This window comes from Gilliamella sp. ESL0254, assembly GCF_013344985.1.
In the GTDB taxonomy this organism is placed as follows: Bacteria; Pseudomonadota; Gammaproteobacteria; order Enterobacterales; family Orbaceae; genus Gilliamella; species Gilliamella bombicola.
On the sequence record NZ_JAAEDU010000005.1, the window covers coordinates 101,411 to 122,023 of the forward strand.

Here is a 20,613-nt window from a genome sequence, read left to right on the forward strand (position 1 = left end):
TGGTAATTGTTCATGTTCAAATGATTCAAATTTTAAATTAACAAATATTCATGCTAAATAGCTGTCTATCTCCCCTATAATTTATGGCGTATGATAGGATATTATGAATAATTGAATATCTGAGCACTGAGGAGCAAATTAAGTGAAAATCATCATCATTGGCGCTCAAGCCGCAGGCGCAAGTGCTGCGGCAAAAGCCAAAAGAATGAACCCAGAGGCAACCATCCGTATTTATGAAAAATTGAATATTGTCTCGTTTGGCGCTTGTGGTTTACCCTATTTCATTGGTAACCACTTTACTGATGCCAATGAAATGATATCTCGAACACCAGAACAATTTCAAAAAGATGGTATTGAAATTAAAACGTTACATGAAGTCATGGCGATTGATGTTAATCAAAAAAAATTAACCATTAAAGATCACAATACTGGGCATTGCTTTGATGACAACTACGATAAGTTATTACTAGCGGTTGGCGCAAGTCCTATTATGCCGGCTTTTAAAAATGGTCAGCTAAAAAACATTTTTACATTACGTGATCTGCACGATGGATTAGCAATCAAACACCTATTATCAGACCAAAAAACCCAAAATGTTATTGTTGTCGGTGCTGGCTATATTGGGCTTGAAATCGCTGAATCGCTGGTCGCCTTACAAAAAAAGGTTAAATTGATTCAATTGGATGACAGAATCCTTGTCGATGCGTTTGATGAACAAATTACCGACCTAATTGAAGAAAATATTAAACAACATTGCGACCTACACTTGCAAGAGCGAGTACTTGGCTTTGAAGGCTCACACAATGTCACGCATGTGATTACCGATAAAGGACGATATCCCGCTGATATGGTTATTATTGCAACGGGAGTAAAACCAAATAGTGATATCTATAAAGGTCTTAACATCAACACACTTGAAAATGGTGCCATAATCACTAACAGCTTAGGGCAAACCAATATTGCCGATATTTATGCCGCTGGCGATTGCGCCGCGCTTTACCATAAAGTTAGCCATTCAATGGTATATATCCCACTCGCCACAGGAGCAAACAAGCTTGGCAAAATTGTAGGCGAAAATTTAGGTGGCGGACATTGCGAATATCCCGGCACGATTGGCACATCAGCGTTAAAAGTTTTTGATATCGAAGCCGGGCGCACTGGTTTAACCGAAAACGAAGCCAAAAAAGCTGCAATTCCCTATAAAATTGTCATAGTTAAAGATAAAAATCACAGTAATTATGTTGCAGGACAAACAAGTGTAACAGCCAAACTTATTTATCATGCCGACACGCGTGTGATTTTAGGTGGACAAATAGCCGGTGGGCAGGGCGCGGTATTAAGAGTGAACACATTAGCAACCGCTATATGGGCCAATGTGAAAATTGATGAATTAGCCATGATGGATTTTCTGTATGCGCCACCCTTTTCCAGACCTTGGGACATTTTAAATATTGCCGGCTCTATAGCCAAATAAGCAGCATTAATATGTATTTATCGTTATACATCAAATCATGTGATTAAACATAGATTGTTAACCAGATAATTGAATTATCAAAAGAGAGGCTAATTATGTCAGATGCCATTTTTAAGGGGACTTTTTTTGAAAAGTTCCTATCAATTACTCATTATCAAACTCTCATTGGTATTGGGCTACTTCTCATCTGTTTTTTTGCGGTGATGAAACCGTTACAAGATAAAAAAGTCAATTTTTCAGTTCGTATGTTAGTTGGCTTAATCCTTGGTGCTGTGCTTGGTCTAGGCATTCAAGCTGTGGCTGGATTTCCTGATGCAGCGACCCTCTGGATGCAAGAAACCGCAACATGGTATGGGTTATTTGGTCGAGCATTCATTGCCTTTATCCGAATGTTAGTGATACCACTTATTTTTGTATCGATTGTTAAAGTGATTATCGACTTTTCGGGCAAAAAAAATCTACCTCAAATTGCATTTAGAGGGATTTTTTGGTTACTGTTTACAACAGCCATTGCCTGTGTCGTTGGTATTTTGCTAGCGAATCTATTTTCTTTAGGTGAAATAAGCTCAAGCTCTGTACATCAAGCCCAAGCAAAACAATACACCAATATTATTGATACCTTTATAAATCTAATCCCAAGTAATATTATTGCCTCAATGGTAAATGAAAACATTGTTGGATTAGTCATCTTCTCTGCCTTAATGGGTCTTGCCGCCAATAGAATGGAAAAGAAGAATCCACAACCTATTGCTCTTTTTAAAACATTTATCGAAGCACTTTACAAAATCGTGATGTCCATTGCGATGACAGTGATTAAATACATGCCTTACGCAGTCATTGCGTTACTGGCTCGCACTATTATTTCGAATGGAATACCGGCCATTATTCAGGTTTCTAGCTTTGTTGCCGCCATCTATATTGCCACATTGATTATGCTAATTGTACATATCGCCATTGTCTCGATTCATGGTGTTTCACCAATCATGTTTATCAAAAAAGCACTAGGAACCTGGTTATTAGCCTTTACTAGTCGCTCATCAGTTGGCTCTTTACCAATGACTATCTCAACGTTAACCGTTCGAATGGGAGTAAATACCGGCACGGCAAATTTAGTCGGCTCACTTGGCAGCACTATGGGAATGAATGGATGTGCTGGTTTTTTCCCTGCTTTACTTGCCGTGATGGTAGCGCATATGGTTGGTATTGAAACGAATATCCAATTTTATATTATGCTTGTCATTGTGGTAGTTATTGGCTCTATCGGCATCGCCGGCATTCCCGGCACAGCAACCGTTGCTGCAACCGTTGTTTTATCTGGTATGGGGATGGCTGAATACTTCCCATTAATTGGGATGGTTTTAGCTGTTGATCCAATTATTGATATGGCAAGAACTTTAGCCAATGTATCTGGCGCTATGACAGCGGCAGTGGCAACCGATCGTGAAATTGGCCTTATGGATATGGCTGTGTATAACGATCCTAATATTACTCTTGAAAATGATCCGTCAGAAGTTTGATGGTGATGAGGGGGGGGTCTAACTTGATGTAGGTGTTGATTTAAAAAACTTTAATAAAATCAGTACCTTTTCTGACCGATTTTTGAGCGGAAAATCAGGCCTTTTTGGGTTGGTGGATAGAATGAATTAGGTACGGTGGTTTCGGACGTTTTGACCTTGGGTGAATAAAATAGCTATCGTGACCACGTCCGAGCTAAGGGAATTAAAGCGAATTCCCTGACAACCCACGCTTTGGCTGCAGAATGTGGCCTACGGCTGCCCGACGCCGCCGCTCGGTCTTGACGCACCGGCTATGATTCGCTCCCGGTGAAGCATAGCCTCGCCAAACATCCCTGTTTGGCGTGCTAACCTCGCTCTGTTGTCGGCACATTCTGACGCCGGAATAAGACAAATAACATAACCATCGTTTTTGGGAAGGATTGTTGTGTTTTTGTTAGGCGGTTTTTGTTAAAAAATAGCTCAAAAAAAACTTTAATAAAATCAATACCTTTCCTGACTGATTTTTACTATGTCATTTTTATAGATTGCCGTGTGGTTGTTTTTTAACTTTGCTTTGAGGGCCAAGTCAGTTGGATATAACTAAAATCAAAAACCATTCGCACTCCAGTTGGGAAGTTGCAACCTAAGATGCGTATATCGCTGATTTAACAATATCCCCTTACTTTCGTCCTTTTTATCAGCAAGCTTGCGTGACAATTTTAGGTTGAAAGTCTTGGGTGATAAATAAGTGCTATGTTAGTAGTGTTCATTTTACTGTTAGGCATACTATGCCTAGCATTTAATAGATGCCATCAGTTGAATTAACACCATTGTTTTGAAGTACACAGCAAACACTTATCATTACCACCAACTGCTTGGTTATTCTTATTTATTTTACCCTTGAGCCACCGCCAACCACGCTTTCAGCGTCGCCGGCGGCGGGGGCGGCGCGATTGTGGCTTCGCCGCAACAGCGCAACCCTAAGGGAAAACGCCCCAACTTACGCGAGGGCGTTATTCTTTGTTAGATTGTCCTCTCAGGCACCATAACCCCCCCGCGGCCCAAGGATTAAGGACTAAGCAATAAAAGCTAAGGTGTGGTGCAAACAGCATAGTAGCCGGAGAAAACACCGAGGCTGAAAACGTGGCCGAGGTCTGAGCCGACACCGAACCCACCGCCACCTGCTGCGTCGCTTGACCAGTAGCCGTAGCTGGCGGCGAAGCCCGCATCAGCGTAGTAGTTCAGCCGGCCCCACTCCGTGAAAAAACCAGCACCTATGTGACGCATATAATGATTACCAGATGAATGAGGCAAGGCGCCTAAACTTCTATTGTTTGAATTGGTTAAATCCCTGACCCTAGCAAGACGATAACCCAAACCACTACACCAAGTGGATTGGTTATTCTGAGTATCCCGTTTATCACTCCGATTGACGAACCACTGCCTTAACACAAATCCATAACGAACCTCATTACCACTTCTATCCCTACCGACCAACTCAAATGTCTGTGGCAAAGATGGCAACGGAGTGAGCCGACTAGGATTACCTGAGTTTAGTTGACTACTTGCCCTAGGACCATGCAACGTTACCCGTGTTACATAACTAGATTTATCAGTAATCCAAGCATCGGCTTGTTTGGTATTTCCTCCTGGTTCTCTGAATGTGTCAGAACGCGGCCTTGTCCAACTCACCGTTGCCCTTATACTACCACCTGTGTTAACTGTCCAACGCAACTGACTTGCATCAATTCCACCAACATCCAAATCAAAATACAATCCGTCTGCACCCGTTGTAGGAAAATTTCGGTCGTAAAACGATGGACTTGTTGACTGAACCAAAAAGCCCTTTGTAGGAGACCATATGTTAGCAGGGCCGGCAAAGTGAGGGTCGTCATAAGAATTGATGCCACTACCACTATACAACAAATTCGGCCTGACCGAACAAATAACCGGCTGTGACGACAAAGTGATATAATACTCCGCCGTCCCCCCGTAAAATCGACTACCTCTTGGCATACCATAACGAGTCTCTAAAGTCCCCCCTGTACTACTTAAAGTTACCTTATAAGGCGCTTTACATAGACTTAATGTATCATTACGACTAACGGTAGTGCCATTCTTATCCTTTATTGTTAAATCTATACGCCCTGATGCTGTTACTCCATTAACCCCCTGTCCATCTCCATCATCATCTCCCCACTTCCCTTGGCTAACCACATTATTTATATCTATTGCATACTCACCATTTACCAATGGGACCGATGCGGGAACCACCGTGTGTATATCATTAAAAGTAAAATTACCACTAGGTAACATTATCGGATTGGTAGCACTTGATGTGTTAGTTGACTGAGTAATACGTCTTCCATCTGGCAACTCGATTGCCAAAAAGATGTCCGTATTAGTTGCCTTTGTTCGACCTCCATCAAATGTTAAATATGGCGGAGTACCTTCAATTGCTCTTGAAGTCTGGGCCGTTAATGCCACAGAACTCTGTGTATATGACAACGACAATGCCACGAAGAACAACGCCGATTTAGATAGCAATGAAGGTTTAAATAATAACCTCGGTTTGAATAGTAATGACGGCCCTAATAACCACTTGGATATCGACGATAATTTTACCGAAGATGTGGCCGATGACCTGACCAAAGCGGTTTCCGAGGATGTTATCGAAGAGCCCGCCGAAAACATCGCCAGTAAAGACCTCGATGACGGCGTCCATTTCGCTACGCGAAATGACCTCGCTGATGAAAATAAGAACTGTGTCTGTTTTAGACTACGGTGAAATTGAAAAAGATTTTGGACATAGGTTTGGCATGCCAGATGCCAGATGCCAGATGCCATAAATGGTAATGCATTTCGATCATCCTGTCAAGTAATTTTTTGTTTTATTTAGATTTTTTATAACTGACTGCTCTAATAATGAGCACTCCCTTGCTTTGTAAGCGATTAAATTATAACCACTTAACCAATAATGCGCTACCTTTTTTGTTAAAAATTTGTAAAGTTTTGTTAAAGGATGAGTCAGCTTATGCGTGTGTGCTTTGGAAGGAGGGGGTTGGGTGGTGGTTTTTGGCTAAAAATCGCCAAATAAAAACTTTAATAAAATCAATACCTTTTCTGACCGATTTTTGAGCATTTAATAGCGTGTTTTTTTATAGAAAAGCCCCCCTAATAAAAACCATACGCCATTTTCAAAAATTATATTTGAAAAATAACAAGAAATTAACCTTATTTTATTTTAGAATTAGATGTTAATAAAAATAATCATTAATTTTACTATTACCGTTATTCAATAAACGCTCACCGTAAATAATGAATAAATGGAATATTGTTATTACTGAGGAAGGGAAATAAATAAGTGATAAGAAAAAGATTAAAGAGCGCTTTATATCTAATAAGTTTGGCTTGCTTTTCAATGTCGTCGTATGCTGATGATGCAAGACTTTATATACCTTATAAGAATTTGTTACTTGATAGTAGCGGTAAGGTGATTGTCAATAATGAGGGGGATGGAAACTCAATAACTTATAGGGATCATTATTGGATTATACAAAAAAGTAATGATATTTTTTTTAATAATTTTAATCAAGTTAACAACTTTGAATATTCTTTTGATAAACAGGGTGATATTTTAACTTTCAAACCCGGTGGGTCGTTAACGTATTTAGGTAATGAAAGAATTGCTTATTACTATCAAGATACCGAGGTATCGGTTTTAATTGATACCGATGGTCATTTAATTACCCCCAAAGGCGTTTATTATAAAAAAATCAATCCATTTAATAATGGTTACGCCGAAGTAAAAACGCAAGATAATAAACGGGGGTATATTGACTTGCAAGGGCAATTTGTCAGCAAGAATCCCAATGAGCTAAGCACCAAATACAATCCACATTGCCAAGACGCCACCCTCGATAAAATCATGCAGCTGTGTGACAAACATAACAGCAAATATCTTATTAATAAAAAAACCGGTAAAGAAGTGGATATCGGTAAACGAGCATGGGAGATGAATAGCTATCATTTTGATAATAATGTAGATCTTTCTGGTCAATATTTTTGGGTGCAAAATTATCAAGATAATTATATGGTATATCAACTTTACGATTACGAAGGGACAATGCTCTATGAAAATAGTTTTTATCAAGTTGCCCCTTTTTATGGTTCGGTAAGTTGGGTTAAAAAGGATAGTAATGAAGATAAGTATCGTTTAATTAATGCTACAGGTGAAACTCTCGACAAATACGATGACTATAGTACCGTTCAAGTCGGTGATCATGTGCTGTTTTATGCTAAAACCAAATTACCAGAAAAAGACTATAAAGATGGGGGATTTTTAACCAAAATTTTGGATCAGGATGGTCATGTTTTATTCTATGAAGATAAAATCGATGAAACTCAAAACAGTGCTTGTAAGCAAGATTTGATCGTTTTGAAAGATACCCAAGATAACATTGTATGGCCTTTAGACATTGAAAAAGAGTGCTTATTAAACCGATATGTTGATGAATCGGTGGTAATAGATACTTGGATGGATAAAAAATATAAGGTCGTTGACATTCCCAAAGATAAAATCGGTGAAATTGCCAATTATTTTGTCACTAAAAAACAAAATGATAAAAACACCAATACAATCAATCATACCAAAAATGAAACCTATTTAGCCGGCCCTGAAACGGTTAATATTAAAGATATTGCTGATTTAACTATACCAAATGGTTATATTTATTATGAGTGGCCTTCACTTGAAAAAAACTGTAATCGTTTTTTGATGCCAGCATATAGCAATAATAATCAATTGTGTATTTCTGTACATAATGTTGGCTATATTGATTTAAAGGCAGAAAAAAAGCAATTTGATAATCCTGAACGTCTGCAAGAAATAAAAAATAATTTACAACGCAAAGTGATAAATTACCGCAATCGCTATCAACATTTTGAATGGTTAATAGAGCCACAATTAGATGTTGAAAACCACACAATGAAATTTGGTTATCGTTATATCTTTGAACGTATCCGCGAAAATAACAGACAAGAAGTTATTACCGGTCAAATTATTGCTCAAGTCATTTTTGTTAAAGATCATATGATTGTTTTAACCACCCCGCCTAACAATATGTTAGCTAATTCTGCGCTAATGGAATTTGATTGGGCTAAGCAAATTAAAATACGACCAGAATATCAATTTGATAAGCAACCTGTTTATCGCTGTAGTCAATTTGCGTTAACAGATTCGGCTCTTTCTATAGCAAATTTTGATTATCTGAATAAGGGACGTTGCTTTCCAATATCATTAACTGAACTTATTGATGCAACAGAACAACAAAATGATTCAGAAGAATTAACTAACTTGCAAAATGCATTGTTTTTTGAACCATTTTATTATCATTCTGATACAGGTATAGGGCGTTAAAACTTTATGAAATTTAAGAAATATATATCATCTTGTCAGTTATGTATGGCATTGATGTTAACCATCGTTAGTAATCAGTCACGTGCTGATGCGACACTTAATTTAACATCTGAACAGTGGCAAAAAGAAATTCAACAACGTTTTGATGCAATTAATGAGAATGGTGAACCCGTTGAATGCGTTGTATTTACACGCATTGATAATTTCCCTTATCACTTTGATTATTCTGTCTTAGTATCAGAGCCTCTATTGATGGCGGTCGATGCCGAATTAGTTGATGAGACGATCAAAGAGAGAAGTCACTTTGAGAAAGATTATCGATACACTTATCACCTCACTGAAAAAGGGAAACGCTACTATAAAACTTGGCCTAAATTACGGCATTCTGGTTTTTGTTTTGGTAAGGTCACGGTTGAAAAAATAAGCAAAACCGATAAAGATGGTAATTATGTTACTGTTGAGTACCAATATAAAGTGGAAGATTTTCCTGCCAATATTGAGCCTATTTTATCAAAACAAAATTCGTATATTAATAATCCATCAAAGACCGCAATCGCTACATTTAGTTTAGATAAAAACAATCAGCTTTATAGCGTGTCAGGAATTGGTTTAATTACCCACATCTACGAAGGATGGCATCAATAATGAAATTAAAAACACTATTTATGTTGCTTTGTGGTTTGTCGCTTGTGGCTTGTGATAACAACATTAATAAAGATGAATTACAATCGATAATCAATAAGAATCAACCATTGTGTTATTCTTTACCTGAAGAAGTAAGACCATTTCCTAAAGATATTTTTGATGACAATATCGTTGAAGATAATCTGAATGATGAACTAGTAGATATTTTTGTCGATTTAAACTTATTAACTAAACGTAAATTATCCATAACCAAGTTGGATGGGTCATTAACTTATGCCACAAGATATCGATTATCCCAAGAAGGTAAAACGTATTTTAATCCAGAAAAAGGCGGTTTTTGTTTTGGCAACATTAAAGTCAATGATGTGTATAAAACTGAATCGAGTCCAACAAGGTATAATCAACGCAGTAGAACATCAAGATTGGTCTATTATCATTATTCATTTAGCGATATTCCTGACTGGGCAAAAGATAAACGCCTTACACAATATTATATAACTCCTTCGCTGAACACCGAACGGCTTTATGATGCAAAGGCAATTCATTATCAACCTAGTTTATATTTTTCTTCGTTTGAAGTTGATAAAACTCCATTAATCCAACCTCGCTAAATTGATGGAAGATCATTATCTATTTTGTAATTTAAACTTGAACAAGCAAGACATAATGAAATGAATAATATAAAAGTATTTTTTTTATTGGCCATATTTTTGGCTTTCCCAAATTGTACATTTGCAAGCGTCATCTATCAAGAAGATTGGTATTTAGCTATCGAAAAGAAAGACAGCGTTGCCCAATATAAAATCGCTGAGGCTTATAGCCCTTTAACAAAAAACGATAGTTATTATTGTCAAACTGATCAGTTATATTTTAGTCATCATGATAAAAAATTGTCAGGTTGCCGCGATAAATCGGCCGATAAATATATTGAGTTTTTAACAAAATCGGCCGAAAACTTATACCCTATCGCCCAAAAAGATTTAGGTATTGCTTATATTAAAGGCGAATTGGTGCCTAAAGATATTAAAAAAGGGCTTTATTGGTTAGAAAGGGCTGCCTCACCGATTCCAGATAAAGCAAAATTTCGAATCGTTGAAGGTACATTTTGGTTAGCACAGCCAAATGGTAAAAAAATTGGCGTCGGCGAAGCCCATTATTGGTTAGGATTGCTTTATCACGAGGGGACAGAGGTTAAAGCCGATTATGCTAAAGCAATCAAGCATTATAAAATAGCTAGCACAAGTACCGATTGGGGATTTTATAATCTTGCACAATATCAACTTTATAAACTCTATCAAGATAAGCTCAATGACCCCAAAAAGTCGCTCTACTGGCTTGAAAATACAGCAAATAATACCGGAAAATTTGTTGATGAAAAAACATTAGATACGTCAATGCAAATGGCTAATTACTTTTTGGATGGTGGGCAACCCGACGGTTCTAAATTAGATACGCCTAATTACCTTTGGGCAGCAAAATGGTTATTAAAAGTAGCCGAGCAATCTAACATATCAAAAGAGTCTAAACAAATAGCAGCTTTCCAGTTAGGGTGGTTTTATTTAAATGGTTTAGGTGTAGAAAAGGATATTGGAGAAGCAATAAAATATTATCATTTAGGCATGTACCAAGATGACCTAACAGACTATCAGATGAACTTAAAAAAATATAAATATGTTACATCTTCAACTGATATGTCATTGCAAAATCAATTTTTACATCAAGTTATTACGCCATTTTATATCAACAACTTTGATATTGCTAAAGCCCAAAAGGTTATCGACGTTGTTTTTGCAGATAACCCTAAAGATAAAGAAGTTTTTTATGAAAAACTGATAGAAGATCTAGTCGAAACACTTCAAGTTGAGAGTTATGCTCTCTTACGTGAATTTGAATCTATTCCTCTTTTGCTGAAACTTGCCCAACAACAGCAAATGGCTTATGGTTTTTATCGTGATGCTAGAAATATTGAAGGTAAAACAACTAATGAATTGATAGATCTTTATCAATCAGCATTAAAAATTGAACCCAACAATCCGACAGTGCTTTATCAATTTGGTACGTTATATGACTTTATTCTTGAGGATGAAAAGACAGCAATAACCTATTACCAACGAGCGGCTGAATTAGGTAATTCAAAAGCAAATTATCGGCTAGGTATCATTTATTATTTAGGCAAAGGCGTTGAGCAAAGTTATCATGAGGCTTGGCAATATCTTGATTTGGCAGCTAAGCAAGGTTATCAACCTGCTCAGTATTTTTTGATCACGATTGATAAATCTCATCCTGAATTTGATTGGTTAACAACCCAATACCTTAACCATCAACAAGTGTACCGTTCCCCAACGGTTATGGTTGATGGAATGGATTGGTTACAAACTCAAAGCGAAGAGAACCAAAACGATAAAGCCACATATCACCAAATAAGACATGATTCAAATGGGAATGGGCTAAAAACGTATCAAGGTTGTAAAGCCGCATTGTCACTTGCAGCTAATGGTGATACTTTTGCACAAGGTGAGTTGTTAAGTCAAATGAATAACGGTGCAAATTCTTTTATTTGTACACCTAAGAAAGAGTTGCTCTTTAGTTGGATTGATAGCAGTAATAAAAATGATAAAAAGAAAGCATTTTTAAAAACACAATATTACAAATTGTCAAAACAATATGAACAATTTCATGCAATGCTTAAAGCTCAAGTTGCAGCTAATAATCCTTATGCAATTTTTGAACTGGCACAAAAACAGGTTACTTTGCCAAATAATACCGTGCTACCTTATCTAAAAACATCACTAAAATCAGGCAGCCCTGCTGCTGCAGGGCTTTTAGCTTTTTATTATGAAAATGCAAATATTAATACGTTTGAATATACTAAGTTAGTTTTATTACAAAATGATTTAAGTCAGTACCATTTAGATCCTGAAATTAGCGAATACTATCAAAAAAATCGCTTCTCAAAATACTTTTATGCAAATTTAAAATTATCCTCGACTGATATTTATAAAATATGGTTTGAACTTGCACAAATGCATGAGCAAGGTAAAGAAATCCCTCAAAATAATGTGTTAGCTTTAGTTTGGTATCGTTTGTTAGTTGAATATAATCAAACCCAAGCAACAACAAAAGTAGCGCAAATCAGTGCTCAATTAACCGAAGAACAACAAGCAGAAGTGAATAACATATTAAGCAAATATCGTAATTTATATCGTTTTCTTCCGTTAACACATTTAGATATAAATGAATAACTAGCTAAGTATGATAATGCTTAACTAAAACAAATAAATCAAACCGTCGCATTCAATGCAGGCTCGTGTTGTGATAGTGAGTTAATATAGGTAATAAGATATGAGTAATATTGTTATTGAAAAAAAAAGTAAATCAATTAGCCACAAAGTACTTTGGGTATTAGGAGCTGTTTTTCTAGTATTGGTTATTAGTGGTGGCTACTATTTTTTTAAAAGTAATGCTTTTGTTGCTAGTCAACCAGTATCTCAACAGCCAGTATCTCAACAGCCAAAAAATATTAAAATTACTTATGTTACACCTCAATTTTTTGGTTATTATCAGAATCCCATCGTATTCAATTGTATTGATTCTATTGAATACGATGGAAAGCGCATTAAAATATCCGAAATAGACTATTATGAAGATAGTCCAAAGGAGCTACAAAATATACGCGAAAATTGCATACCTTTTTAAAGGTAAAATTGATATTAATAAAATATTCAAATTTAAGCATGAAAAAAGACGCAAACTGCGTCTTTTTAATATTGTTTGATGTTATTAAAACTAAAGCGTCTTTAACCATGCTTTAACATCTTTACCTAAACTTTTGTGACGCATTGCGTATTGAACAAAGGTTTGCACATAACCGAGTTTATTACCACAGTCGTGGCTACGACCTTTTATGCAATAAGCATCAACACTATCTTCTTCAAGTAGCATGGCAATTGCATCGGTCAATTGAATTTCACCACCTGCGCCTAATGGTGTTTTGGCAAGTAAAGGCCAAATTTTTTCAGATAACACATAGCGTCCAACTACCGATTGGTTTGATGGCGCTTCTTCAACAGGTGGTTTTTCAACAACGCTATACATTTGTGCAACATTACCAGCAGATAACGTTTCACCACGGCAGTCAACAATACCGTAAGAAGAAACTAGCTCTTTTGGCACTGGCTCTACCATAATTTGGCTATGTTTGGTTTCATGATAATTATTGATCATTGCCGCTAAATTATCGCAGGTCAAATCACTTTCGTATTCATCAATAATCACATCAGGTAAAACCACAGCAAACGGCTCATCGCCAACTAAAGGATATGCACATAATACCGCATGCCCCAGTCCTTTAGCTAAACCTTGGCGAACGCTGGTTATTGTGACATTTTTAGGTAAAATGCCTTGTACTTCTTGCAATAACTGACGTTTAACACGTGCCTCTAACATAGCCTCTAATTCAAAACTAGTATCGAAATGGTTTTCAATTGAGTTTTTTGATGAATGAGTCACAAAAATAATCTCAGTTATACCAGCTGCAATACACTCTTTAACCACATATTGAATAAGTGGTTTGTCAACAACCGGAAGCATCTCTTTTGGAATTGCTTTAGTTGCAGGTAACATGCGCGTACCCAAACCGGCAACAGGGATAACCGCTTTTTTGACTTTTCTACTTGCTGAACTTTCTAAATTTGATGTCATTTTATTTCCTTAATACAATTAACCAACAGTGGAGCTATAGGTACCGTCACTACGGCGACCATTAACAAATGTATTTTTGACTCGCACTGACTTTAACACATAAGCAATCCAAATACAGGTATAAATGATTGCTATAACAATATCTTTTATAAAAGAAAACTCGAATTTAACTTCAAATGGTAACACTATAAAAAGATACCAACATCTTTGAATTAGCTTAAAAACAATAAAACTGCTACTAAATATAATAAAAAAGTTAGGAAATTTATAACTTTTAGTAAAATATAAAAATAGAATATAAGCGTTTAAAAGCAAAAATAAACAATTTAGCCCCATGTCACCTAAAATAAACAGACCCAAATGAATTGTGTGCATTTCCGAGTAGGGATCCAATAATTGTGTCCACACGCCGATAAAATTAATCGCATTTAGTCTAGAAAAAGTAACATATCCAATAAAAATAAAACAAAAAATTAATTCAATACCAACTAAAATTAGCCAACCGCCTAATCCTTTAAGTTCTTTTCCCTTTATCATTTTTATTCCTGTTTAATGATTGATAAATCATTAGATTCGATGAGTAAAGGATTATCCCTATCTTTGGCTAAAGAATCAATAGAGATATAAACGATTTGGCAGTTCTGTAACAGTGCTTGTCTTACTACGAATTTGGCTTTACGGTCACGAGCTTCTTTTTGAGCTTTGCTGATGTAAAGATCATCGTATCCATCATCGTACAAAGAAGCCCTTTCGAACAAATTTGGTGCTCGCCAAAATGTTTCTTTAGGATAATCTCGCACCAAAATTTGATCGGTTAATTTACCTTTTATTCCGGCATAACTACTTGGTAAATGTTTGCTTGCTCGGCTCTGAGCAATATAAACATGCTGATAATTTTGTATATTTGAGGGGAGTTTATTCAATAAAAATTCAATACCCGATAGGTTTGAATACTGGCAATTTTCCAGCGCTAAAGGTGCAGTTCGATAGTTTAACGAACCGCACCCAACAAGAAAAAATAATGTAACTATAGGTAAAATACGTAACATTTTTACTCTAAAAATAGTTAAAAACGGAAATATTGCTAGGCATATATAACCTTAGTTACATTTTATCACTCACTTTTTCGGCAGTATGTGAAATGGCTTTTCCGCCAGATTGAACATCTTGACCAACACCTTTAACAGTGTTACATCCAACAACAAGTGTTGTCATAGCAATACCAAATATCAACATTAACATTTTATGGAACATACAATATACTCCTTTAGTAATATGATTATTTTAATGTAGCAAATGCTTCTGCCACACGGTAGATATTATGGTGATTTAAACCCGCTACACACATCCTTCCGCTGCCCACCAAATAAACAGCAAAATTATCTTTCAATTGTGTAACTTGCTCTTTACTAAAACCGGTATAACTGAACATGCCTCGCTGTTTAACCAAATAATCAAAATTACGGTTAGGTGCAGCAGTTTTTAATAATTCAACCAACATTGTACGCATAGTTACAATGCGATTTCTCATTGATTCGACTTCTTTAAACCATTGCGCTTTAAGCTCTGGATGATTTAATACATAACTCACCAATTGCGCACCATAAGCTGCTGGGCTTGAATAATTCTGGCGAACGGTGGCTTGTAACTGCCCTAATACGCAGGCAGCGACGTCACTGTTATCGCATAAAACGGATAATCCCCCAACACGTTCACCATAGAGTGAAAATGTTTTCGAAAATGAGTTACTGACAAATCCACACAATCCTGTATCTGCCATTTTGCGAATCGCATAGGCATCATCGTCAATACTCTCACCAAAACCTTGATAAGCAATATCCATAAATGGAATAAGATCACGGGCCTTTAACACCTCGATTACTTTATCCCACTGCGTATGTGTTAAATCAGAACCTGTCGGGTTATGGCAGCAAGGATGAAGTAACACAATGCTTTTAGCCGGTAATTGATTTAATGTTTCAAGCATTGCTTCAAATTTTACACCACAAGTTTGCTCATCAAAATAGGGATATTTGTTTACCTTGAACCCTGCACCACTAAAAATAGCGATATGATTTTCCCATGTTGGATCGCTGACCCATACTTCAGATTTTGGGAAATAGCGAAATAAAAAATCAGCCCCTACTCTAAGGGCGCCTGAACCACCTAATGTTTGTATCGTTGCTATACGTTTATCTTTATAAGCCGAATGGTCTTCACCAAATAATAGAGACTGAATTGATTGGCAATACGTTGGCAAGCCACTCATTGGCAAATACAATTGTGCACCTTGATTGAGATGATAAATATCATCACGAGCAGTTTTTATACATTGTAATTGGGGAACAACGCTGTTGTCATCATAATAATAACCAATACTTAAATTGGTTTTATTATCTCGGCTATCATTCATAAACTCAGCGACTAACGATAAAATGGGATCCCCTGCATACGACTCTACTTTTTCAAACATGATCACAATCCAATTGGCACAAAAACAACAATAAATATTTGTAGATTATTGCACCAACTTTATTGGCAATCAATCATTAAATAACAGTTTAACAATAAATAATTAATTTGATTTTTGGTTAGAAAATGGCTGTATTTTTGATAATAAAAAGTAAGCAATGGGACAACTAAAAATATAATGTGTTTTAACCCGCTTCTTTATACTAAAACGTAGGGTTTTCTAAAACTTTTTGACAAAAATTAGCACCTTTTGGTGCTAATTGGGTAAGCAAATTTATTTAGCAGCAATAACTTCAATTTCGACTTTAGCATCTTTAGGAATTCTAGCAACTTGTACGCAAGAGCGAGCAGGGAAAGAGGCATTATTTTCAGTAAAAAATGCTTCGTATACCGCATTTACCGCGGCAAAGTCATTCATATCAGCTAAAAAAATAGTTGTTTTGACGATATTACTGACTTGATAACCGGCCGCAGTGACAATCGCTTTAACATTGGCTAAACTTTGTTTGGTTTGTTCTTTCACACAACTTGGCATGTCACCTGTGGTGGGGTTCAGTGGGATTTGTCCTGAGGCAAATAACATATTACCTAAATCGACGGCCTGAACATAAGGCCCAATAGCAGCTGGTGCTTTGTCAGTACTAATTACTTTTGCCATACTCTGTTCTCCTTATTTAATCTACCCAACTTTTTAATAACTAAAATGGTTAAGGTATTTGTTTCTTGTTTGTCCTCATTTCAACAGGATCGCAATTTGCTGTCAAGCCGGCGCAAAATTATGATCGTGGGACTTATTGAAATTTTCTGATATGATAATTACAATTTTTTATTTATTACGAGAGTTAATATGTTCGAGAATTTAACCGACCGTTTATCACAGACATTTCGCAATATCAGTGGTCGTGGACGACTATCTGAAGACAATATTAAAGATGCGCTACGCGATGTGCGTATGGCATTACTTGAAGCTGATGTCGCCCTGCCAGTAGTTCGTGAATTTATTAATCAAGTTAAAGAAAAAGCTGTTGGATTAGATGTCAGCAAGAGTCTAACACCAGGTCAAGAATTTATCAAAATAGTTCAAGATGAACTTACCCGTGCAATGGGGGAAGTCAATAGTTCACTCAATTTGGCAACCCAACCACCTGCGGTTATGTTAATGGCAGGGTTACAAGGTGCCGGTAAAACAACTAGCGTTGCTAAACTGGCTAAATTTCTAAAAGAAAAACAGAAAAAGAAAGTACTTGTGGTGTCTGCCGATGTTTATCGACCTGCGGCAATTAAACAGTTAGAAACACTGGCTAAAGCGATTGATGTTGAGTTTTTTCCATCTGATATTACTGAAAAACCGGTCAATATTGTAAATAAAGCTATTTCTCATGCAAAATTACAATTCTTTGATGTACTTATTGTCGATACTGCGGGTCGTTTGCATGTTGATAACGACATGATGGATGAAATCAAAGCGCTTCATCAAGCCATTAATCCAATTGAGACATTATTTGTGGTTGACGCCATGACCGGGCAAGATGCTGCCAATACGGCTAAAGCGTTCAATGATGCTTTGCCACTTACCGGTGTAATTTTAACCAAAGTTGATGGCGATGCGCGTGGTGGTGCGGCGCTATCTATTCGTCATATTACTGGTAAGCCGATAAAATTCTTAGGTATGGGTGAAAAAACTGACGCTTTAGAGCCGTTTTACCCCGATCGTATTGCTTCGCGTATCTTAGGTATGGGTGATGTACTCTCTTTGATTGAAGAGTTGCAACATAATGTCGATCGCGAAAAAGCAGAAAAAATTGCTAAAAAACTGAAAAAAGGCGATAAGTTCGATTTTAATGACTTTCAAGACCAACTCAAACAGATGCGTAATATGGGTGGAATGGGTACTCTGTTGGCTAAATTACCTGGTGTTGGTCAACTTCCTGATCATATCAAAGCGCAGATGGATGATAAAATCACTATCAAAATGGAGGCCATTATTGGTTCGATGACATTAAAAGAACGCGCCAACCCAGAAATCATCAAAGGTTCACGTAAACGCCGTATTGCAAATGGATCGGGCACACAAGTGCAAGATGTCAACAAACTATTAAAACAGTTTGAAGATATGCAGAAAATGATGAAAAAAATGAAAGGCGGTGGCATGATGAAAATGATGCGCCAAATGAAAGGACTGATGGGGGGAGGAATGGGGTTCCCACCTCGTTAATACGCCATAAATCAATTTTTTCATGAGCAATAGTCATCGCTATCTTTGTATAAACTTTCTATAAAAATATCGCGCGGATAAACAGCGCGATATTAATTTTAATAACTTAATCTTGTTACTTATTTTCTGGGTTTGGTTCAACCAATTTAATCTTTACTGAGCGACTCATGGTTAGCACGGTGCCTATTGATGAGATAATAATAAAAATAATGGCTAGCCACTGATTGGTGGTTAACTGCTCATGCAAAACTACTAATCCAGAAAGCGCTGCAAAAACAGGCGACAAGCTCATTAGTGTACTAAATGTTTGCGCTGGTAATCTTGGTAAAGCAATCATATCTAATCCATAAGGAATCGCCGATGCTAATAACGAAACCACGAAAACCAGAGGCAACAATTCCAACGAAAACATTGTACTTCCACTTTGCAAAATACTAATAGGAAATAAAAAGCACGTAGCAATCACCGACCCAACAGCGACGCTTGATGCACCATAAAGCGTACTAGCTTTACGTCCAAACAAAATGTAACACGCCCAACCACTTCCAGCTAACAGTGCAAATAAAATCCCTATAGGATCTAAATTGTCTGACACTTGATAAAATGGCAACAGCATGAAAAGACCAACAATAGCAATGCTAAGCCAAATAAAATCAAGTAACTTGCGTGAAGAACACATTGCGACCATAATCGGCCCCGTGAGTTCAATAGCCACAGCAACCCCCAAAGGCACTCTTGCAATTGCGTTATAAAATGCTAAATTCATACAACCAATTGAAATTCCATACAAAAAAATATATTTCAATGCCTGCTTTGTCATTGATTTACGCCATGGTTTGAATATAAAAATCAACATAATTGCCGAAAAAAACAATCTCCAAGCTGTCATTGCCTCTGGCCCTAATACGGGAAATAGGTGTTTAGCGATAGATGCACTGCCTTGAACTGAAATCATCGAAATAAAAATTAACAAAACAGGCCAAGACCTTTTAAGCATAAATAATCACCATAATCAAACTTTGAAGTTATTGGAATAAAACTCATGATAAAAATTTCAGAAAACGATGCGCTTAATCATAGAAGCGCACATAAAAAACTGACTTATTAGTTTTCTCTTTTCACTGATAATAAGGCAAGAGCTTGTAGCGCTTGTTTATAAGGCGAATCTGGTAAAATAGCGATAACATCAAACGCTTTTTGCGCTTCTTTTTGAGCGGTTTGTAACGTAAAATCAAGCGAACCACATTCATCCATAATTTGTAAAATACGATCTAATAAGTTACGTCCATTACCTTGCTTTATTGCTTGGCGAATTAATTCCGCATCTTGAAAATTTTTAGTGTGATGCATCGCATGTAAAAGAGGTAAGGTCGGTTTGCCTTCATTAAGATCATCCCCTAAATTTTTACCCAATTTTTGATTGCTATCAGCGCTATAATCTAAAAGATCGTCGATGATTTGAAAGGCCGTACCTAGATATTTACCATATTCCTGTAAAGCCAACTCTTGCTCTTCATTTGCACCAGCTAGCACAGCAGCAGAATGCGAGGTTGCCTCGAATAAACGAGCCGTTTTGCGATAAATTACCTCTAAATATTGTTCTTTGGTAATATCAGGATCATTACAATTAATGAGTTGTTGTACTTCTCCTTCAGCAATCACATTGGTAGCAGTCGACATAATTTTTAAGACTTTGAACGATTCTGTACGCACCATCATTTGAAAAGAGCGTGTATAAATATAATCACCTACAAGTACACTAGCAGCATTACCAAAAAGCGCATTTGCCGTTGATTGACCACGGCGTAAATCCGATTCATCAACAACATCATCATGCAATAAGGTGGCTGTATGAATAAATTCGATAAAAGCTGCGGTGATAATATGTTTATCACCTTGGTAATTGAGTGCTTTGGCAATTAATAATGCAATAACGGGGCGTATGCGCTTCCCACCACTACTAATAATATAATTGCCCAACTGATTAATTAAAGCCACATCAGAACTTAGCTCTGCCTGTATAGCTTTATTAACTTTAATAAGATCTTCTTTAACAAGATCGAGTATTTGATTCATTGATGGAGTATTCATCAGCCTAACCACTATAAACAATTGATATTTATTTTCTATTATCTGATAAATATTATTAGGCAACAAGGTGTCATCTATCATATTTTAAAAAAGACTACAA

17 protein-coding genes are annotated in these 20,613 nt (G+C 36.6%); 8 read left to right on the forward strand and 9 right to left on the reverse strand.

Going from position 1 to position 20,613, the window contains the following annotated elements; all coding sequences use genetic code 11:
• The first annotated feature begins 142 nt into the window (after positions 1–142).
• Both GYX25_RS10245 and GYX25_RS10250 read left to right on the forward strand, forming a co-directional pair.
• Positions 143–1,474: a CoA-disulfide reductase gene (locus GYX25_RS10245; protein WP_174787316.1), complete on the forward strand. Its 1,332-nt coding sequence runs from the start codon at positions 143–145 to the stop codon at positions 1,472–1,474.
• 95 nt (positions 1,475–1,569) lie between these two features.
• Complete coding sequence (locus tag GYX25_RS10250) at positions 1,570–2,991, forward strand: cation:dicarboxylate symporter family transporter (protein WP_174787317.1); 1,422 nt, start codon at positions 1,570–1,572, stop codon at positions 2,989–2,991.
• 1,068 nt (positions 2,992–4,059) lie between these two features.
• Here the strand turns inward: GYX25_RS10250 and GYX25_RS10255 are convergent.
• A complete protein-coding gene (locus GYX25_RS10255; protein WP_174787318.1) occupies positions 4,060–5,817 on the reverse strand; it encodes a hypothetical protein in 1,758 nt (585 codons plus the stop codon).
• Positions 5,818–6,376: 559 nt separating this feature from the next.
• Here GYX25_RS10255 and GYX25_RS10260 point away from each other — a divergent pair.
• The 5 genes from GYX25_RS10260 (at position 6,377) to GYX25_RS10280 (ending at position 12,730) form a co-directional block, all read left to right on the forward strand.
• Positions 6,377–8,389: a WG repeat-containing protein gene (locus GYX25_RS10260; protein WP_238786105.1), complete on the forward strand. Its 2,013-nt coding sequence runs from the start codon at positions 6,377–6,379 to the stop codon at positions 8,387–8,389.
• A gap of 6 nt (positions 8,390–8,395) precedes the next feature.
• Positions 8,396–9,034, forward strand: coding sequence for a hypothetical protein (locus tag GYX25_RS10265; protein WP_141683374.1), 639 nt, complete (start codon positions 8,396–8,398; stop codon positions 9,032–9,034).
• On the forward strand, positions 9,034–9,645 hold the full coding sequence (locus GYX25_RS10270) for a hypothetical protein (RefSeq protein ID WP_174787320.1): 612 nt from the start codon (positions 9,034–9,036) through the stop codon (positions 9,643–9,645). The genes GYX25_RS10265 and GYX25_RS10270 overlap by 1 nt, the downstream gene beginning before the upstream one ends.
• Before the next feature lie 60 nt (positions 9,646–9,705).
• Positions 9,706–12,276 (forward strand): tetratricopeptide repeat protein, encoded by a 2,571-nt coding sequence (locus GYX25_RS10275; RefSeq protein ID WP_174787321.1) that lies wholly within the window; start codon positions 9,706–9,708, stop codon positions 12,274–12,276.
• Between the two features lie 100 nt (positions 12,277–12,376).
• Positions 12,377–12,730 carry a hypothetical protein gene (locus GYX25_RS10280; protein ID WP_091350813.1) on the forward strand — a complete coding sequence of 118 codons (354 nt, stop codon included), beginning with the start codon at positions 12,377–12,379 and terminating at the stop codon, positions 12,728–12,730.
• 90 nt (positions 12,731–12,820) lie between these two features.
• Here the strand turns inward: GYX25_RS10280 and galU are convergent, their stop codons facing one another.
• The 6 genes from galU to GYX25_RS10310 form a co-directional block, all read right to left on the reverse strand.
• Positions 12,821–13,735: a UTP--glucose-1-phosphate uridylyltransferase GalU gene (galU, locus tag GYX25_RS10285; RefSeq protein ID WP_174787322.1), complete on the reverse strand. Its 915-nt coding sequence runs from the start codon at positions 13,733–13,735 to the stop codon at positions 12,821–12,823.
• Positions 13,736–13,753: 18 nt separating this feature from the next.
• A complete protein-coding gene (locus tag GYX25_RS10290; protein WP_091350807.1) occupies positions 13,754–14,272 on the reverse strand; it encodes a DUF2569 domain-containing protein in 519 nt (172 codons plus the stop codon).
• 2 nt (positions 14,273–14,274) lie between these two features.
• Positions 14,275–14,784 carry a hypothetical protein gene (locus tag GYX25_RS10295; protein ID WP_174787323.1) on the reverse strand — a complete coding sequence of 170 codons (510 nt, stop codon included), beginning with the start codon at positions 14,782–14,784 and terminating at the stop codon, positions 14,275–14,277.
• A gap of 55 nt (positions 14,785–14,839) precedes the next feature.
• A complete protein-coding gene (locus tag GYX25_RS10300; RefSeq protein WP_370516545.1) occupies positions 14,840–14,971 on the reverse strand; it encodes an entericidin A/B family lipoprotein in 132 nt (43 codons plus the stop codon).
• A 43-nt stretch (positions 14,972–15,014) separates the two neighbouring features.
• A complete protein-coding gene (locus GYX25_RS10305; RefSeq protein WP_174787324.1) occupies positions 15,015–16,208 on the reverse strand; it encodes an amino acid aminotransferase in 1,194 nt (397 codons plus the stop codon).
• 273 nt (positions 16,209–16,481) lie between these two features.
• The gene (locus GYX25_RS10310) at positions 16,482–16,865 is read right to left on the reverse strand and encodes a RidA family protein (protein ID WP_091350795.1); all 384 of its coding nucleotides are present in this window, start codon (positions 16,863–16,865) and stop codon (positions 16,482–16,484) included.
• 189 nt (positions 16,866–17,054) lie between these two features.
• Here GYX25_RS10310 and ffh point away from each other — a divergent pair, with 189 nt between their 5' ends.
• Positions 17,055–18,422 carry a signal recognition particle protein gene (ffh, locus tag GYX25_RS10315; protein WP_174787325.1) on the forward strand — a complete coding sequence of 456 codons (1,368 nt, stop codon included), beginning with the start codon at positions 17,055–17,057 and terminating at the stop codon, positions 18,420–18,422.
• 115 nt (positions 18,423–18,537) lie between these two features.
• On the opposite strand, the gene GYX25_RS10320 is transcribed toward ffh, so the two are convergent.
• Positions 18,538–19,419: an EamA family transporter gene (locus GYX25_RS10320; RefSeq protein ID WP_174787326.1), complete on the reverse strand. Its 882-nt coding sequence runs from the start codon at positions 19,417–19,419 to the stop codon at positions 18,538–18,540.
• Between the two features lie 107 nt (positions 19,420–19,526).
• The gene (gene ispB, locus GYX25_RS10325; protein ID WP_160403987.1) at positions 19,527–20,513 is read right to left on the reverse strand and encodes an octaprenyl diphosphate synthase; all 987 of its coding nucleotides are present in this window, start codon (positions 20,511–20,513) and stop codon (positions 19,527–19,529) included.
• Positions 20,514–20,613: the final 100 nt, after the last annotated feature.

Coding starts and splice junctions, on each gene's coding strand:
- GYX25_RS10250 (WP_174787317.1), top strand. CDS start 1,570: ATGTCAGATGCCATTTTTAAGGGGACTTTTTTTGAAAAGTTCCTATCA.
- GYX25_RS10255 (WP_174787318.1), bottom strand. CDS start 5,817: ATGGCATCTGGCATCTGGCATCTGGCATGCCAAACCTATGTCCAAAAT.
- GYX25_RS10265 (WP_141683374.1), top strand. CDS start 8,396: ATGAAATTTAAGAAATATATATCATCTTGTCAGTTATGTATGGCATTG.
- GYX25_RS10270 (WP_174787320.1), top strand. CDS start 9,034: ATGAAATTAAAAACACTATTTATGTTGCTTTGTGGTTTGTCGCTTGTG.
- GYX25_RS10275 (WP_174787321.1), top strand. CDS start 9,706: ATGAATAATATAAAAGTATTTTTTTTATTGGCCATATTTTTGGCTTTC.
- GYX25_RS10280 (WP_091350813.1), top strand. CDS start 12,377: ATGAGTAATATTGTTATTGAAAAAAAAAGTAAATCAATTAGCCACAAA.
- galU (WP_174787322.1), bottom strand. CDS start 13,735: ATGACATCAAATTTAGAAAGTTCAGCAAGTAGAAAAGTCAAAAAAGCG.
- GYX25_RS10290 (WP_091350807.1), bottom strand. CDS start 14,272: ATGATAAAGGGAAAAGAACTTAAAGGATTAGGCGGTTGGCTAATTTTA.
- GYX25_RS10295 (WP_174787323.1), bottom strand. CDS start 14,784: ATGTTACGTATTTTACCTATAGTTACATTATTTTTTCTTGTTGGGTGC.
- GYX25_RS10300 (WP_370516545.1), bottom strand. CDS start 14,971: ATGTTGATATTTGGTATTGCTATGACAACACTTGTTGTTGGATGTAAC.
- GYX25_RS10305 (WP_174787324.1), bottom strand. CDS start 16,208: ATGTTTGAAAAAGTAGAGTCGTATGCAGGGGATCCCATTTTATCGTTA.
- GYX25_RS10310 (WP_091350795.1), bottom strand. CDS start 16,865: ATGGCAAAAGTAATTAGTACTGACAAAGCACCAGCTGCTATTGGGCCT.
- ffh (WP_174787325.1), top strand. CDS start 17,055: ATGTTCGAGAATTTAACCGACCGTTTATCACAGACATTTCGCAATATC.
- GYX25_RS10320 (WP_174787326.1), bottom strand. CDS start 19,419: ATGCTTAAAAGGTCTTGGCCTGTTTTGTTAATTTTTATTTCGATGATT.
- ispB (WP_160403987.1), bottom strand. CDS start 20,513: ATGAATACTCCATCAATGAATCAAATACTCGATCTTGTTAAAGAAGAT.